Raw genomic sequence first — 16,509 nt, forward strand, 5'->3', positions numbered from 1 at the left:
GCCTACCTTGAGCTCGTCTTTAAAAATTGTATTTGCAGGTACTCCTGATTTCGCCGCCAGACATTTGGCGGCGTTATTGTCTTCACAGCATGAAGTTGTTGCTGTTTATACTCAGCCCGACCGCCCTGCGGGTCGAGGAAAGAAGCTCACTGCTAGCCCAGTTAAATGCCTAGCACTAGAGCACAATATTCCAGTATATCAACCAGAAAACTTCAAGTCTGACGAAGCTAAGCAAGAGCTAGCTAACCTCAACGCCGATATTATGGTGGTTGTCGCTTACGGCTTACTGCTGCCCCAAGCGGTGCTCGATACACCGAAGCTAGGCTGTATTAACGTACACGGATCTATATTGCCTAGATGGCGTGGCGCAGCTCCTATTCAGCGCTCTATTTGGGCTGGCGATAAAGAAACAGGTGTCACCATCATGCAGATGGACATCGGCCTTGATACTGGAGATATGCTGCATATTGCTACTCTGCCGATTGAAGCTCATGACACCAGCGCTTCTATGTATGAAAAGCTTGCTGAGCTTGGCCCTAATGCACTCGTTAAGACACTGTCAGATATCGCATCAGATAAAGTTAAGCCAATCAAACAAGACGAGGCTCTTGCTAATTATGCTCAGAAGCTGTCAAAACAAGAGGCAAAGATCGATTGGAATGACAACGCTGAACACATTGAACGCTGTGTGCGCGCATTTAACCCTTGGCCGATGAGTCACTTTTCCGTTGCCGACAACAACGTTAAAGTTTGGCAAAGCCGCGTCGAGAATACGACATGTGAACAAGCGCCGGGAACGGTGATTAAAGCTGACAAAACAGGAATCTATATCGCCACTGGTGAATCTGTTTTGGTGCTTGAATCTATTCAAATTCCAGGCAAAAAGGCGATGTCTGTACAAGACATATTGAACTCACGCTCAGACTGGTTTGCCGTCGGTACTCAACTAAACTAGTCATAAAGCCTGCCGCAATATGACTTCGGCAGGCCGTCATTTCAGGGCAGAGATGTCCTCTACTTTAAGGTAACAGCTATGAATGTTCGCGCTGCCGCTGCCAACGTTTTATATCAAGTTGTAGATAAAGGCGTTTCTCTATCTTCAGCTCTTCCCTCCGCACAGCAATCCATCAAACCTAGAGACCATGCTCTATTGCAAGAAATTTGCTACGGCGCTTTGCGTTACTTGCCGCGTCTAGAGTCTATTAGTGGGAAATTGATGGATAAACCTCTGAGAGGAAAGCAGCGGGTATTTCATCATTTGATTCTCGTGGGCATCTATCAGCTGAGCTTTATGCGTATTCCAGCTCATGCTGCTGTGGGAGAAACGGTAGAGGCAACGAAAACACTCAAAGGCCCCCGCCTTAGAGGTTTAATCAATGCGGTCTTGAGAAATTACCAACGCAACCAACAAGAGCTGGATCAGTTTTCAGTTAGCCACAACGCAGGTAAATATGCCCACCCGAGTTGGCTTCTCAAGCTGCTAGAACAAAGTTATCCGGAACAATGGCAAAACATCGTTGAATCGAACAATTGCAAAGCGCCAATGTGGCTAAGAGTCAATCGTAAGCATCATACAAGGGACGAGTATCTTGAGTTGCTGAGCGAGCAAGATATCGAAGGTATCGCACACCCAGAAGCACGCGATGCTATCAAGCTAGCGAATGCTTGTGATGTCACTAAGCTGCCCGGTTTCGAGCAAGGCTGGGTTTCTGTGCAAGACGCTGCCGCTCAACTATCTGTAGAATATTTACAACCACAAGCTGGCGAACTTATCTTGGATTGCTGCGCCGCACCCGGCGGTAAAACAGCTCACATTCTAGAACGCAACGACAATGTACAGGTTGTCGCACTAGATTGCGATGAGACTCGTTTAAAGCGAGTACAGGAAAACCTGCAGCGTTTAAACTTAAAAGCGCAAGTGATCTGTGGCGACGCAAGAAACCCTCAAGATTGGTGGACTGGCGATAAATTTGACCGAATTCTTCTCGATGCGCCTTGCTCTGCATTAGGTGTTGTTCGCAGGCACCCAGACATCAAGTGGCTGCGTCGCGCGGAAGACATATCAGCCCTTGCAACATTGCAAAGCGAAATCATTGATGCGATGTGGCAGCAGTTAAAATCGGGTGGCACCATGGTCTACGCGACTTGCTCCATCACACCGCAAGAAAACGCAGAACAAGTGAAAGCTTTCTTAGCAAGAACGGCCGATGCCGAGTTAACCGGCAGCGACAAGTCGAATCCAGGGAGACAAATATTGCCTGGAGAAGACGATATGGATGGTTTCTACTATGCAGTTATCAAAAAGAGCTGATCAACATAGCCATTCGTAGACAAAAGATTCATGGTATTTAAGGATAAGCTAGAGAATTCAATATGAAAATCATCATTCTTGGTGCAGGTCAGGTCGGCGGAACACTCGCGGAAAACCTAGTGGGTGAAAACAATGACATAACCATTGTTGACAAAAACAACGAGCGGCTACGTGAGTTACAAGACAAATATGACTTGCGGGTCGTCAATGGTTACGCCAGTCACCCTCATGTTTTACAAGAAGCGGGGGCACAAGATGCCGATATGCTTGTTGCTGTAACCAACATGGATGAAACCAATATGGCGGCCTGTCAGGTCGCTTTTTCTCTGTTTAATACTCCCAACCGCGTCGCCCGTATTCGCTCTCCGCAATACTTGATGGAAAAAGACGCTCTGTTTAAATCTGGCGCTATTCCTGTTGATCACCTCATTGCACCCGAAGAGCTTGTGACTAGCTACATTGAGCGCTTGATTCAGTATCCCGGCGCATTGCAAGTCGTCAGCTTCGCCGAAGAAAGAGTTAGCTTAGTTGCTGTTAAAGCTTACTACGGGGGTCCTTTAGTCGGTAACGCTCTCTCCGCTCTACGCGAGCACATGCCTCACATTGATACTCGCGTTGCGGCGATTTTCCGCCAAGGCAGACCAATTCGACCTCAAGGTACAACGGTTATCGAAGCAGATGACGAAGTATTTTTCGTTGCTGCGAGTAACCATATTCGCTCTGTCATTAGTGAACTGCAACGCCTTGAGCGACCTTATCGTCGCATCATGATAGTTGGTGGCGGTAACATTGGTGCAAGCTTAGCGAAAAGGCTTGAGCAGTCGTACAGCGTAAAACTCATTGAACGCAACTACCAACGGGCAGAAAAGCTATCGGAAGAGCTGGAAGATACCATCGTATTCTGTGGTGATGCCGCCGATCAAGAACTTCTCACAGAAGAAAATATCGACCAAGTAGACGTATTCATCGCGCTAACCAACGAAGATGAAACCAACATCATGTCGGCAATGCTTGCTAAACGAATGGGCGCCAAGAAGGTTATGGTGCTCATCCAACGAGGAGCTTACGTAGACTTGGTACAAGGCGGAGCAATTGATGTGGCCATCTCTCCACAGCAAGCGACCATTTCAGCCCTACTGACCCATGTACGTCGTGCGGACATCGTGAATGTATCTTCTCTACGTCGCGGCGCGGCAGAAGCAATCGAAGCCATTGCGCACGGTGACGAAACCACCTCTAAAGTTGTCGGCCGAGCTATCAGTGACATCAAACTGCCTCCGGGTACCACCATTGGTGCTATTGTCCGTGGCGAAGAAGTATTGATTGCTCATGATAGAACCGTGATAGAGCAAGATGATCACGTTGTGATGTTCTTGGTCGACAAAAAGTACGTGCCTGATGTAGAAGCTTTATTCCAACCAAGTCCATTTTTCCTTTAGGTTGAAATTACTATGGTCAACTTTCGTCCAGTACTGTTTGTTATAGGGCTAGTTTTATCAAAACTGGCTTTATTTATGTACGTCCCGACTGTTGTGGCATTTTTTACCGGAACAGGCGGATTTATCGAGTTCGCCAAAGCGGTCATCATTACTCACATTGTCTCACTTATATGCTTGTCATTTGGTAAAACCAAATCATTTAAGCTCAATGTACGTGACATGTTTTTGATCACCAGCTTAGTCTGGATGATCACCAGCATATTCGCGGCACTGCCGTTTGTTTTTATCAACCACATTAGTTTCACAGACGCCTATTTCGAAACCATGTCTGGCCTTACCACAACGGGCTCAACGGTGCTTAGCGGGCTTGAGAGCATGGCGCCAAGTGTCATCTTGTGGCGCTCGATATTGCAGTGGATTGGTGGTGTCGGCTTTATTGTTATGGCTGTTGCCATCTTACCGATGCTAAACGTCGGTGGTATGAAACTATTCCAAACCGAATCCTCAGATTGGTCAGACAAAAGCAGCCCAAGAGCAAAAACAGTGGCAAAAAATATTGTTGCCGTTTATTTGGTACTCACTGCATTGTGTATTCTAGGCTACAAGCTTGCAGGTATGAGTTTGTTTGATGCGATTAACCACGCATTCACGACTCTATCCACCGGTGGTTACTCTACAACAGACAGTTCGATGAATCGCTTTTCTCATGCTGCTGACTGGGTTGGCACCTTGTTTATGTTTCTTGGCGGCTTACCGTTTCTTCTATTTGTAACCGCCATCAAAAAGCGCAGGCCCAAAACTGTACTCCTTGATGAACAAGTAAAAGGCTTTTTCTACTTAGTTCTCATCTCTAGTTTGTCTATTGCGATTTGGATGACCTTAAGAGACGGCTATCATCCACTAGACGCACTTAGATTATCAATGTTCAATGTAGTGTCAGTTCTTACCACTACTGGCTATGGCCTTGGTGACTTCACAGCTTGGGGCGCACTGCCCACCACTATTTTTGCTGTGTTACTCATGATAGGCGCATGTTCTGGTTCAACAGCGGGCGGCATTAAGATTTTCCGCTTCCAAATTGCCATGACGCTTCTTAAAAAACAGATGATGAAACTGATTCATCCATCAGGTGTTTTTGTACAAAAATACAATAGCCGACCAGTAACAGATGATATCGTGCGCTCTTTGGTTGCTTTTACTTTGATGTACTTTATTACCATCATTGGACTTTCTGCGTTTCTGAGTGCGCTAGGCTTAGATCCAGTGACAAGTATTTCGGGCTCAATAACTGCTGTTGCTAATGTTGGGCCGGGTATGGGACCAATTATTGGACCAACCGGAAACTTCGCACCTCTCCCAGATGCAGCTAAATGGGCTCTTAGTCTTGGCATGCTTATGGGTCGTTTAGAAATACTCACCTTGTTGGTGTTATTCTTCCCTGCTTTTTGGAGACGCTAGTGTAAGTTGCTGGCAACAAAACTATGAAAAGACGACTAATACTACTTTTACTAATGATTGCCCCGCTAAGTTATGCAAGCGAGGTTGTTGTACTTAAAGATGGACGTAAAGTGCAGCTCAACGATAATTTTACTTGGCAGTATGTCCAAACAGATAGCCAGAAAAAGCAAGAAACAAAGCCAGCTTCGGCTGTCCCAACGATTCCGGTTATTAAACAACAGCCAAGTAGCTCGCTCACCATACTTGGCGCCAACAAACCAACTCTACAATTAGAGAAGTCTGGTGTAGATGTGCTACTGGGCGCCTTACAATACCAATCTGGCAAGCTCATTATTCCAACATCAATCACGAACCAAGGTACGGAGTCAGTCATCTTGGTGACACTGGATATTACTATTACTGATGCTCAAGGAAATGTTCTAACAACACAAACTGTCAATGTCTGGGAATCAATAAAACGACTGGCTGACACTTACTTAAGGCCGCAAAGCCAAAGTGAAGGAAGAACAATCTCATTAGATGTAAATAAGCTGAAGCAGTATAAGATATCAGCTGCTATCACTCAGGTGGTGACTCGCTAGACTGGAGTCACATACAAATAAATGGCGAGGTAGTGGCAAACACTGCCTCCCAACACAAACAAATGCCAAATAGCATGATTGTAAGGAAGCTTTTTGGCCGCATAAAAAATAGCGCCAACCGAATAAACTACGCCTCCCGCAGCTAATAAAATGATACCGTTAACCTGTAAATGCAGCACCAGCTGATATATGACGATTAGCGACAGCCAACCCATCACCAAGTATGTTGCTAACGATAGCTTTTTATATCGATAAACAAAAATCACTTTAAGTATCACGCCAGCAATTGCGAGCAACCAAATCACCACCATCAAGCCCACGGCGAGAGGTGTACGTAAGCTGACCAGCATAAACGGTGTATAGCTACCTGCGATAAGAAGAAAAATCGCGCAATGATCTAGCGTTTTCAGCCAGCGCTTTGCTTTGGGAGAAGGAACGGAGTGGTAAAGAGTTGAAGCTAAAAAAAGCAGAACCATACTTGAGCCGTATATGGCATAGCTCACGACACTCAAAGTATCCGCATGACTTTGATTGGCTTTAATCAGAAGGAGCACCAATCCAGCAATACTGACTATCAAGCCGACACCGTGAGTCAAAGCGTTCAACAGCTCTTCTTTCGGCGTATAACTGTTTGATACTGAACTCATGGCACACCTCATCGGCCAAATCCGCAGCTCAGTATCACACATTTAGCTTACACGTGTAAGTTAAATTTTCAGCTAAAGGTACGTCTCTTCCAAATAGCTAATGACCGTGTCTCCCGCTTGCTCTGCGCTAGCCGATAAAGGAATGGATAGGTGGTGTGTCAGCTTACCTTCACTCAGCAAACTCGCTAACATGCCTTTAGTGCCCTTACGATTTCTATCTATCTCAAACCACATTTGCACATCCTCATCGGAGTAGTGACAAACCAATTCTAGCTCGCGCCAACAGCCATGATACGGGCCATCGATAGGAACAAACTCAAACTCTTGCACATACGGCAATGGAAACCCTTCTACTGCCTCACACTCAACTTGCCGAATACGTAGGCCTTTATTCTCTAACGCAGAGAAAATACCATCCATCAATGGATCCGGGCGAACGGTCAGTATGTCTTTATCTGTAGGATCGGGCGCTTTCGCTATATCCACATCAGTTTGAATCCAAACCTTAGTGTCTCCTATGGTGATAGGGGTATTCCAAGGAATATCTAGCTCAACATCAAAGTCACGTGTCTCACGAGGTGAGATAGCAAAGGAGTACGGGAGATCCCAAGTCAAAAGCGTATAGTGCTCATGTGCTCGTTTAAGTTCGTCAGAACTTTCGTCTAACGCCTCTTTGATATAACGACAACACAACCTTAAGTGAATGTTTTCAATTTCCTGCCGTTCACTTCCACCATAAAGGTGAATAGTAATATTGGCCTTTTTCCCAGGAAAAATGACATCTTGGCGCAGCACAGAGTCTACTTTGACCGAGCCAATTCCAAAGCTTGAGAGGGTTTTATTTATAAACGACATCGACACCTCCATTTAGGTACTATTGATATTAATCTGGTTTACTATCGCAACTCAATGGACCTATTTCACTATTTTAGTATCTTTACTAAAGATTAATTGTTTAACTATCGATCAAGACTATATTAAATGCTACCATTCTCGCGATATATGTTTTCGTATATCAAGAGTTCCTGGATAGTGATTTGGATTGGCCGAAGCCAGAAGAGCCACCCTTCGTTTTGCTGTAGAAGTTCAACTCATTATTATTCAGGCCTATGAATTGACAACGGATTGTCGGAGATTTAGGTAAACCAATGCACCACACGCCTATTAGATTTGCACACAATAGTCGAAGTGCTGCGCGTCGTAGTGGCTTCGCTACGACTCCAGTCGCCAAGAAAAAGTAGTACATAGTTCTCGATGTAATACCTCATGATGAAAGCGCAGTTACCCTCTGCGCTTTTTTATATCTACTTGCTCAAACTTAAAAGCACACAAACTCCATTGGTATTTCAATACCAGTTTGATATTTTAAGGCGCAAAGTAAAGTGACTAGGAACTAATAATGAATCAACACAGAATCAATGAACTTCTGGATCTATTGAAGTCCGATTGGCTACAAGACTCCGATTTAAACTTACTCGAGTTTATCACTAAGCTTTCTCAAGAAGCTGGTTATAAAGACGACCTTGCTAAGCTGACTGACGACGTGCTCATTTATCATCTAAAAATGCGTAATAGTGACAGCAAAGAACAAATCCCCGGCTTGAAAAAAGATCACGAAGAAGATTTTAAAACTGCTATTTTGAAAGCCAGAGGCATTATTTCCTAGCAACCAACAGTACCTGTTCATGCGTAACGCTCAATTTATGATCGCACAAAAGGACACGTACGTATCAACTGATTAAACTACCGCTTACGTGAGCGAAATTCGCTAGCTCATCACAGCTCTATTTACGTATTGGGCTAGCGTCTGAAGAAGGACCTTCATATGAGTCAAGATAAGATTGACGTCAAGGATATCTCTGCCAAGGCTAAAAAAACGCAATCATCGAATAATAAAGCCACACAAAATAGCGACCGATTCAATCCAAGCAATCGCATTTATGTACGAGAGAGTAAAGGTACGTTTCAAAAGTTGCGCCAATATGGTGGTTGGTTTTTCCTAGCACTATTTGCCTTAACACCTTGGTTAAATTTCGATGGGCATCAAGCGATATTGCTTGATATCGGTAACCAACGATTTAACTTTTTTGGTACCACGCTATATCCTCAAGATCTTACTTTGCTCGCTCTACTCTTTGTCGTTGCTGCTTTTGGCCTGTTCTTCCTAACCACATTTTTAGGTCGAGTTTGGTGCGGTTATCTATGCCCGCAAACCGTTTGGACCTTTATGTATATTTGGTTTGAAGAAAAACTAGAAGGCAATGCGAATAAGCGCCGAAAACAGGACTCTCAACCACTCACATCACAGCTCATCTATAGGAAAACACTCAAGCACATCGCCTGGTGGGCCATCGCATTAGCAACCGGGCTCACGTTCGTCGGCTATTTTGTGCCGATCAAGTCGTTGGTTATAGATAGCTTGACACTAAACCTAAGTTTTTGGCCTGCATTTTGGGTACTGTTTTTTGCAGCTTGTACCTATGGAAACGCAGGTTGGATGCGCTCAATTATGTGTATTCATATGTGCCCTTACGCCCGCTTCCAGTCCGCTATGTTCGACAAAGACACATTCATTGTGGGCTATGACACCAAACGCGGAGAACAGCGGGGCCCACGATCTAGAAAAGCAGATCCCGCAAAGCTCGGACTCGGCGACTGTATTGACTGCGATTTGTGTGTTCAAGTATGTCCAACTGGGATTGATATTCGCCAAGGACTGCAATATGAATGCATCAACTGCGGAGCTTGTATCGATGCTTGTGACAACACCATGGATAGAATGGGCTACAAAAAAGGCTTAATAAACTACACCACCGAACATAAACTGTCTGGGCATTCCACTACCATTTTCAGGCCCAAGTTGATTGGTTATGGTTTAGTCATGCTCATCATGGTGGGTCTATTCTTTGTCCAACTCAATATGGTTGAACCAATGGGGCTATCGGTTCTAAGAGATAGAAGCCAGCTCTATCGGGTTAACACCTCTGGTGAGGTTGAAAATACTTACGTACTCAAAATCCTCAACAAAACCCAAAAGCCTCAGCAATATCAACTGAGCGTAAAAGGGCTAGAGCAAGCATCATGGTATGGCAAAAAACAAGTTTGGGTGCAGCCAGGTGAAGTACTTAGCTTACCAATGACACTTGGAGTAGACCCAGAAAAACTCGATTCACCAGTTTCAAAGATTCAGTTTATACTGTCCGACAGTAATAATTTTGCTATTGAAGTCGAGAGCCGATTCATTGAAAAGCTTTAGCCCCGGCAGCAGTGGCACAACGAAGGATCTGGGTTCAGCAATGAACCCTATTAGTTATGACACAGCAAGCGTTTAATTTTGATGCCCTAACGCCTGACTTTATGTGGTATGCGTTAGAGAGTATCGGCATTAGAGCAGAATCTGGGCTTCTAGCACTTAACAGCTATGAAAACCGTGTTTATCAGTTTACTGATGAAGAACGAAAAAGGTACGTGGTGAAGTTTTATCGACCACAGCGCTGGAGCCAAGAGCAAATATTAGAAGAACACTCATTTACTTTTGATCTAATGGAAGCCGATGTTCCTGTTGCGCCGCCAATCAAAATTAACGGTGAATCGCTGCACCACTATCAAGGTTACATGTTCGCTTTGTTTGAAAGTGTTGGTGGCAGACAGTTCGAAGTCGATAACTTTGATCAACTAGAAGGCGTCGGCCGCTTTTTAGGGCGCATTCATAAAGTAGGAAGTGCAAGGCCTTTTAGTCATCGACCAACCATTGGGTTAGATGAATACCTCTACCAGCCAAGAGATTTATTGCAAAACTCGTTGTTCATCCCGACTCATCTAGAAAACGCATTTTTTAGTGATTTAGATTTATTAATCAAAGAGCTTAGTGAGCAGTGGACAGAGCAACACACTGTGATTCGTCTTCATGGGGACTGCCACCCAGGCAATATACTGTGGCGTGATGGCCCAATGTTTGTCGATTTAGATGACTCACGAAATGGCCCCGCAATTCAAGATATTTGGATGCTCCTAAACGGTGAAAAGCACGATAAACTGGCTCAGCTAGATACTATTTTGGAAGCGTACGAAGAGTTTTATCAATTTAACCCCACGGAATTGAAACTCATTGAGCCATTGCGTGGTCTGAGAATGGTACATTATATGGCATGGCTTGCGAAAAGATGGAATGACCCCGCCTTTCCAATCGCATTTCCTTGGTTTGCTGATGCAAAATATTGGGAAAGCCAAGTATTGTCATTTAAAGAACAAATAGCGGCTTTAGGTGAGCCACCACTTTCGCTTTCACCTCAATGGTAGAGCACCGATTACAACATAGAATGGAGTTTATAATGAAAAAGCTGTTTGCACTTGCTGCGACCCTACTGCTGAGTGTGTCTGCTTATGCAGCCCAATTTAAAGAGGGTGTCAACTACACCACTCTGAAACTGCCTTTATCTCAAAAGCCGACTGTTACTGAGTTTTTCTCATTTTATTGCCCACACTGCTTTGCATTTGAACCTGTAATTGAACAGCTACAAAGTGAACTGCCAAAAGACGTAATTTTCAAAAAAGAACACGTTTCGTTCATGGGTGGCTCTATGGGTGAGAACATGAGCAAAGCTTACGCGACAATGGTTCAGCTTGATGTTCAGAAAAAACTAGTGCCAATCATGTTCAATCAGATCCAAGAGCAAAGAAAGCCACCACAAAATATCGATGACCTGCGCAACATCTTTGTCAATGCAGGTGTTAGCGCTGATCAGTTTGATTCTGTGTTCAACAGCTTCGCTGTCGATTCCATGGTGCGTCGCTACGACAAAGACTTCAAGGACGCTGGCATCACTGGTGTCCCAACTGTTATCGTCAACAACAAATACATTGTTAAAACACAATCTATTACGTCGATACAAGAGTATATTGAACTAGTTAAATACCTATTGAAAGACAACCCAGGTCAACCAGCGAAAAAAAGCTAAATCGACACCATCCGGTCTTGCATAAAGAAGGGGAAGCAATGCTTCCCCTTCTTTATAAACCTATAGAACTTTACTTATGTATCTCTTTTAACAGTTCATCTTTTTCCTGCCATACATTTGACAGCCACTGCTGAAACTGACGCTTATAAGGCTTGTCATTGAAATAGTCACCTTGCACTTCTTCATTTACTGGCAAAGTGCGACTCCTAACAACGATTTTGGTCATTCGACCCATCAGCATATCTTTAAACGGTTTGTCCAAGTTTTCAGGGTAAGCCAATGTCACATCAACAATACTATCAAACTGATCGCCCATCGCAGCCAATGTATACGCAATACCGCCAGATTTTGGTTGCAGTAGATGCTCGTAGCCATTTCTTTTCTTTTTACTATGACAAAAACGTGTACCTTCAACATAGTTAACTACGGTCGTTGGTGTGTGTTTGAACTTGGCACAGGAGCGGCGGGTCGTCTGTAAATCTTGTCCACGCTTTTCTGGATGACGAATCAAGTACTCTCTGGAGTAGCGACGCATGAACGGCATATCCAAAGCCCAGCAAGCCATGCCAATAAAAGGAACATAGAGCAGTTGCTGCTTTAAGAAAAACTTAGGCATCGGTACTTTATCTTTGAAAACGCAGCAAAGAACTACAATATCAGTCCAACTCAAATGGTTGCTGATCATTAAATACCAACCATCTTTCTTTAAATCTTCTCCACCTTCTATATCCCACTCCACTCGATTCGAAGCGGATAAAATCCACGCGTTTATAGTCGCCCAAAGCCACATAGCTTTGTTCGCTAAGCGAGTTGCCAGTGCTTTGAGCGAAGCAGTAGGAAGCACCAGTTTAAACAGCGCAATAATACAAATAATTGTCGAGCAAAAAGCTGAATTCAGAATGACTAAGAAAATGTTAAGTACAAGTAGTAGATAAGCCAACATATTTAATAACAACAGTGATTAAGAAGTGATAAGTCCATTTGAGCCATTTACTGGCCATATCCCCACAAGGCTTGAGATGAGTGCTTCAAGTAACTTGAGTCTAGGATTAGGCTGAAAAATCAGCTCGACATTATACAATTCCTCAAACACATTGGAATAACAGGCTGAATAAATTGATAAGTTGGGTATTAGAGTATGTTTAACTCACTATTGAGTTCTCCGTCAGTCGTTGCAGCAGTCTGTCCATCGCTCGATACCCCAACGCTTCAGAAAGATGTTTGCGAGAAATATTTGTCATCCCCTCTAAATCAGCGATCGTCCTCGCCACCTTAATTATTCGGTGATACGCACGTATTGATAAACCAAGCCGGTGCAGTGCATTTTCCAAGAACTCAGCATCAACCTTCTCTAAAGTGCAATACTCATCTATCTCACGGCTGCCCAATAATGCATTGGCAAAACCATTACGACTAAGCATCACTTCTCTGGCTTGTTCAACCCTTTGTTTTACTATCGCAGTTGCCTCACCTCTTTCTCCTCCTTCAGAGAGAGTGCCCTTGGGCAGAGCTGGGATTTCTATCGACATATCAAATCGATCTAATAGTGGCCCAGATAAGCGGCTCAAGTAGCGCAACATGCTTTGTGGGTTGGCTCGCGCTTGATTACCCTCATAGTAACCAGTTGGGCTAGGGTTAAGTGCGCCGACCAATTGAAAGCGGGCAGGAAAGCGCGTTTTTCCTTGTGCACGGGAAATAATAATTTCGCCAGACTCTAACGGCTGACGAAGCGAATCGAGTACTTTCCTTTCAAATTCAGGCAGTTCATCTAAGAAAAGCAAACCGTTGTGAGCTAGGGAGATTTCTCCCGGCCTTGGCACTGTTCCTCCACCAACCAAAGCGGCCATTGAACTAGAGTGATGCGGAGAGCGAAATGGTCGATGTTTCCAGTTGTGATGATTAATCTCTTGCTGAGTTAACGAGGCTATCGAAGCGGTTTCTAACGCCTCAGCATCACTCATTTCAGGCAGTAAGTCACACATTCTAGAGGCTAGCATGGTTTTTCCTGTACCGGGTGGGCCCAGAAATAACAAGTTGTGACTGCCCGCGGCAGCTATCTCTAGCGCCCTTTTTCCTTGCTGCTGGCCAATAATATCTTGCAGATCTCTCTTCTGGGTCGATGTATGGGTACTTTTTTTGCTTTCGTATAAGCTCAAAGACTCTTGACCACACAAGTCAGCACACACTTCTAGCAAGGACTGAGCAGATTTATGCTGGGCTCTTCCTACCAATGCAGCTTGATCGCCATCTTGATGGGGAACCACTAAGCTTCGTTGTACAACATTCGCAGCCAGTGCCGCTGGCAGAACACCCTTAACAGGGCGTAATTCACCAGACAGAGCAAGTTCACCGATAAACTCTTTATCTTCAATTGTTGTGGAAGGAATTTGTTCTGAGGCCATCAAAATGCCCAGCGCGATCGGCAAATCAAAACGACCGCCTTCTTTTGGCAAATCGGCAGGCGCTAGGTTGACGGTAATTCGTTTTGCCGGAAACTCAAAACGGGAGTTGATAATTGCACTGCGCACTCTATCGCGCGATTCCTTGACCGTTGTCTCTGGCAAACCAACCAAACAAAAACCAGGCATGCCATTGCTAATGTGTACCTCAACCGTTACCGGTGGCGACTCTACGCCGACACATGCTCGGCTATTTATGATCGCTAGCGCCATGTTCTGCCCCTTCAGATGCAAAAAGTTAAAACCAACCGATGGCGCTAAACTCACTTGTCACCATCAAAGTTATTTATATAACTCAGCCAATTGCATGCTGATGATGAAAAAAGAATGAAGTTTTGCTTGTCAATTAACGGAAATGTATGTTACCACTAAGGACACAAAGGGTTTGGTACTTAAATTGAAGTTAGTAATAGAACACAGATGAACTTAATCGCTCGCATTAACACTCTCGTTATCCTGATTATCGTGGTCATTATTGACACCGCGCGGGGGCGAGTGGGCGAAAGATAACCCACACAATTGCAAAAACCCCCGCACTGAAAAGTTCGGGGGTTTTTTTACAACTAAATTTAAGAAAAACAAGTGCAACGTCTGGTTAAAAATAATACAACTATAATCAGATAAGCAGGAAGAACGGGAGCACACATGACATCGAACAACCGCAGAAACTGCGATAAACCAGCGCGACAGAGAGGAGCATTCCAATGAAAGGAGCCGAACTTGTCGTTGCAGCGCTGAAGCAAAAAGGAATCAAAACCGTTTTTGGTTATCCTGGTGGCGCAATCATGCCGATATACGACGCACTTTACGATGCTGAAGTCGACCATATCTTATGTCGGCATGAACAAGGAGCTGCCATGGCAGCAATTGGTATGGCTAGAGCGACAAAAGAAGTTGGTGTATGTATGGCCACTTCAGGCCCCGGAGCCACCAACCTTGTCACCGGCCTTGCCGACGCATTCTTAGACTCAATTCCCCTCGTAGCAATCACTGGCCAAGTCGCCACTTCTCATATCGGTACGGATGCTTTTCAAGAAATGGACGTTATCGGCATGTCCCTATCCTGTACCAAACACAGCTACCTAGTGACAGATATCAATGAGCTTGCTCCCACATTAGCCGAAGCATTTGAAGTAGCTCAAACGGGACGTCCCGGACCTGTCATCGTCGACATCGCGAAAGATGTTCAGCTCGCTGAAGTGCCAGACTCATTCCTGCCTCCGTTCGATGCTCCAGAGATGCCCGTTCCCAGCTCGGAAGAATTTGCCAATGCACAGCAGCTACTAACTGAAAGTTCACGCCCGGTACTTTATGTGGGTGGCGGCGTACAGTTAGCGCATGCCACGGAATCTGTGCGAGAGTTTCTACGCATCAATCCGATGCCTTGTGTTAGTACGCTTAAAGGTTTGGGTACTATAAAGCGTCACGACCCTCACTACTTAGGCATGCTCGGCATGCATGGCACAAAAGCGGCTAACTTAGTAGTGCAAGAAAGCGATCTTCTTGTTGTTGTCGGAGCTCGATTTGACGACCGTGTGACTGGTAAATTAGATACTTTCGCTCCAAACGCGAAGGTTATCCATATTGATATCGATGCTGCAGAAATCAACAAACTGCGCCACGCTCACGCGCCACTTCGTGGTGACATCAACACCATTCTTCCTAAGTTAGAGATGAACCATGACATCTCACCTTGGGTGCATCACTGTGAAAGCCTACGCACTGCGTTCAAATGGCGTTATGATCATCCTGGCGAGCTCATCTTCGCACCTTTATTGTTGAAACAACTTTCCGACATGATGCCCGATACCAGTATCGTATCTACCGATGTTGGCCAGCACCAAATGTGGGCAGCGCAGCACATTCAACCAAGAGAGCCACAAAATTTCATCACCTCCGCTGGGCTTGGAACCATGGGTTTTGGCCTGCCTGCAGCGATGGGCGCAGCCGTTGGCCGACCAGATGACCAATCCATTCTGATTACTGGTGACGGATCATTCATGATGAATGTTCAAGAATTAGGTACTTTAAAGCGTCGTCAAATACCAGTAAAAATCGTATTGTTGAATAATCAACGTCTTGGCATGGTTCGTCAGTGGCAATCATTGTTCTTTGATGGCCGCCATAGCGAAACTATCTTGGATGACAACCCAGATTTCGTCACTTTAGCGAAAGCGTTCGATATTCCGGGTAAAACCATTACCAAGAAAGAAGAAGTAGAACCAGCACTAAAAGAGATGCTTGAAAGTAAGACCTCGTACATGTTGCACGTTCTCATTGATGAAGAAGAAAACGTCTGGCCTTTGGTGCCACCTGGTGCCTCAAACAATGACATGTTAGAAAATACTTAGGAGAGACCGGTGGATAGATATTTAGTAGACATCAAAGCACAAGACAAGCCCGTACTGGTTGAGCGAATCCTACGTGTTATTCGTCATCGTGGATTTATTATCAAACAGATAGCTGCAACACAAAATCATGAAAGCAAAGTCGCTAGTGTAGAGATCATTGTCGACAGCGATCGCCCAATTTCATTTTTGACTAATCAAATTGAAAAACTTTGGGACGTTCGCACTGTCGAAGTAACTGCAATCAATAGCAACGAACTACCTAACAACAACCTCCAACAAAATATTTGCGCATAAAGGAAAACGAT

The 16,509-nt window shown here is 44.7% G+C and carries 15 protein-coding genes; 11 read left to right on the top strand and 4 right to left on the bottom strand.

All coding sequences use genetic code 11. The annotated features are described in order from the left end of the window. The first annotated feature begins 7 nt into the window (after positions 1-7). From fmt to L7A31_RS19285, 5 genes are all read left to right on the top strand, one after another. Complete coding sequence (gene fmt, locus L7A31_RS19265) at positions 8-955, top strand: methionyl-tRNA formyltransferase (RefSeq protein ID WP_237363363.1); 948 nt, start codon at positions 8-10, stop codon at positions 953-955. Positions 956-1,033: 78 nt separating this feature from the next. Further along, the gene (rsmB, locus tag L7A31_RS19270; protein WP_237363364.1) at positions 1,034-2,311 is read left to right on the top strand and encodes a 16S rRNA (cytosine(967)-C(5))-methyltransferase RsmB; all 1,278 of its coding nucleotides are present in this window, start codon (positions 1,034-1,036) and stop codon (positions 2,309-2,311) included. A 62-nt stretch (positions 2,312-2,373) separates the two neighbouring features. Beyond that, positions 2,374-3,750 (top strand): Trk system potassium transporter TrkA, encoded by a 1,377-nt coding sequence (gene trkA, locus L7A31_RS19275; protein WP_237363365.1) that lies wholly within the window; start codon positions 2,374-2,376, stop codon positions 3,748-3,750. A 12-nt stretch (positions 3,751-3,762) separates the two neighbouring features. Then, on the top strand, positions 3,763-5,208 hold the full coding sequence (locus tag L7A31_RS19280; RefSeq protein WP_237363366.1) for a TrkH family potassium uptake protein: 1,446 nt from the start codon (positions 3,763-3,765) through the stop codon (positions 5,206-5,208). A gap of 23 nt (positions 5,209-5,231) precedes the next feature. Continuing rightward, on the top strand, positions 5,232-5,789 hold the full coding sequence (locus L7A31_RS19285) for a DUF3157 family protein (RefSeq protein WP_237363367.1): 558 nt from the start codon (positions 5,232-5,234) through the stop codon (positions 5,787-5,789). On the opposite strand, the gene trhA is transcribed toward L7A31_RS19285, so the two are convergent. Continuing rightward, positions 5,786-6,436, bottom strand: coding sequence for a PAQR family membrane homeostasis protein TrhA (gene trhA, locus L7A31_RS19290; protein WP_237363368.1), 651 nt, complete (start codon positions 6,434-6,436; stop codon positions 5,786-5,788). The genes L7A31_RS19285 and trhA overlap by 4 nt on opposite strands. A 72-nt stretch (positions 6,437-6,508) precedes the next feature. Beyond that, positions 6,509-7,291: a sporulation protein gene (locus tag L7A31_RS19295; protein WP_237363369.1), complete on the bottom strand. Its 783-nt coding sequence runs from the start codon at positions 7,289-7,291 to the stop codon at positions 6,509-6,511. Between the two features lie 544 nt (positions 7,292-7,835). Here L7A31_RS19295 and L7A31_RS19300 point away from each other — a divergent pair. The 4 genes from L7A31_RS19300 to L7A31_RS19315 all read left to right on the top strand — a co-directional run bounded on the left by L7A31_RS19300 (position 7,836) and on the right by L7A31_RS19315 (position 11,394). Then, on the top strand, positions 7,836-8,102 hold the full coding sequence (locus L7A31_RS19300; RefSeq protein WP_237363370.1) for a YihD family protein: 267 nt from the start codon (positions 7,836-7,838) through the stop codon (positions 8,100-8,102). Positions 8,103-8,261: 159 nt separating this feature from the next. Continuing rightward, a complete protein-coding gene (gene ccoG / locus L7A31_RS19305) occupies positions 8,262-9,692 on the top strand; it encodes a cytochrome c oxidase accessory protein CcoG (RefSeq protein ID WP_237363371.1) in 1,431 nt (476 codons plus the stop codon). A gap of 56 nt (positions 9,693-9,748) precedes the next feature. Next, positions 9,749-10,735 (top strand): serine/threonine protein kinase, encoded by a 987-nt coding sequence (locus L7A31_RS19310; protein WP_237363372.1) that lies wholly within the window; start codon positions 9,749-9,751, stop codon positions 10,733-10,735. Between the two features lie 32 nt (positions 10,736-10,767). Next, on the top strand, positions 10,768-11,394 hold the full coding sequence (locus L7A31_RS19315) for a thiol:disulfide interchange protein DsbA/DsbL (RefSeq protein WP_237363373.1): 627 nt from the start codon (positions 10,768-10,770) through the stop codon (positions 11,392-11,394). Between the two features lie 70 nt (positions 11,395-11,464). Here the strand turns inward: L7A31_RS19315 and yihG are convergent, their stop codons facing one another. Both yihG and L7A31_RS19325 read right to left on the bottom strand, forming a co-directional pair. Then, positions 11,465-12,337, bottom strand: coding sequence for a 1-acylglycerol-3-phosphate O-acyltransferase, YihG family (gene yihG, locus L7A31_RS19320; protein ID WP_237363374.1), 873 nt, complete (start codon positions 12,335-12,337; stop codon positions 11,465-11,467). Between the two features lie 199 nt (positions 12,338-12,536). Next, positions 12,537-14,066: a YifB family Mg chelatase-like AAA ATPase gene (locus L7A31_RS19325; protein WP_237363375.1), complete on the bottom strand. Its 1,530-nt coding sequence runs from the start codon at positions 14,064-14,066 to the stop codon at positions 12,537-12,539. A gap of 491 nt (positions 14,067-14,557) precedes the next feature. Between L7A31_RS19325 and ilvG the strand changes: the two genes are divergently transcribed. Next, positions 14,558-16,204: an acetolactate synthase 2 catalytic subunit gene (gene ilvG / locus L7A31_RS19330; protein ID WP_237363376.1), complete on the top strand. Its 1,647-nt coding sequence runs from the start codon at positions 14,558-14,560 to the stop codon at positions 16,202-16,204. A gap of 9 nt (positions 16,205-16,213) precedes the next feature. After that, positions 16,214-16,498 carry an acetolactate synthase 2 small subunit gene (gene ilvM / locus L7A31_RS19335; RefSeq protein WP_237363377.1) on the top strand — a complete coding sequence of 95 codons (285 nt, stop codon included), beginning with the start codon at positions 16,214-16,216 and terminating at the stop codon, positions 16,496-16,498. Positions 16,499-16,509: the final 11 nt, after the last annotated feature.

Source organism: Vibrio marisflavi CECT 7928, from assembly GCF_921294215.1.
GTDB lineage: Bacteria > Pseudomonadota > Gammaproteobacteria > Enterobacterales > Vibrionaceae > Vibrio > Vibrio marisflavi.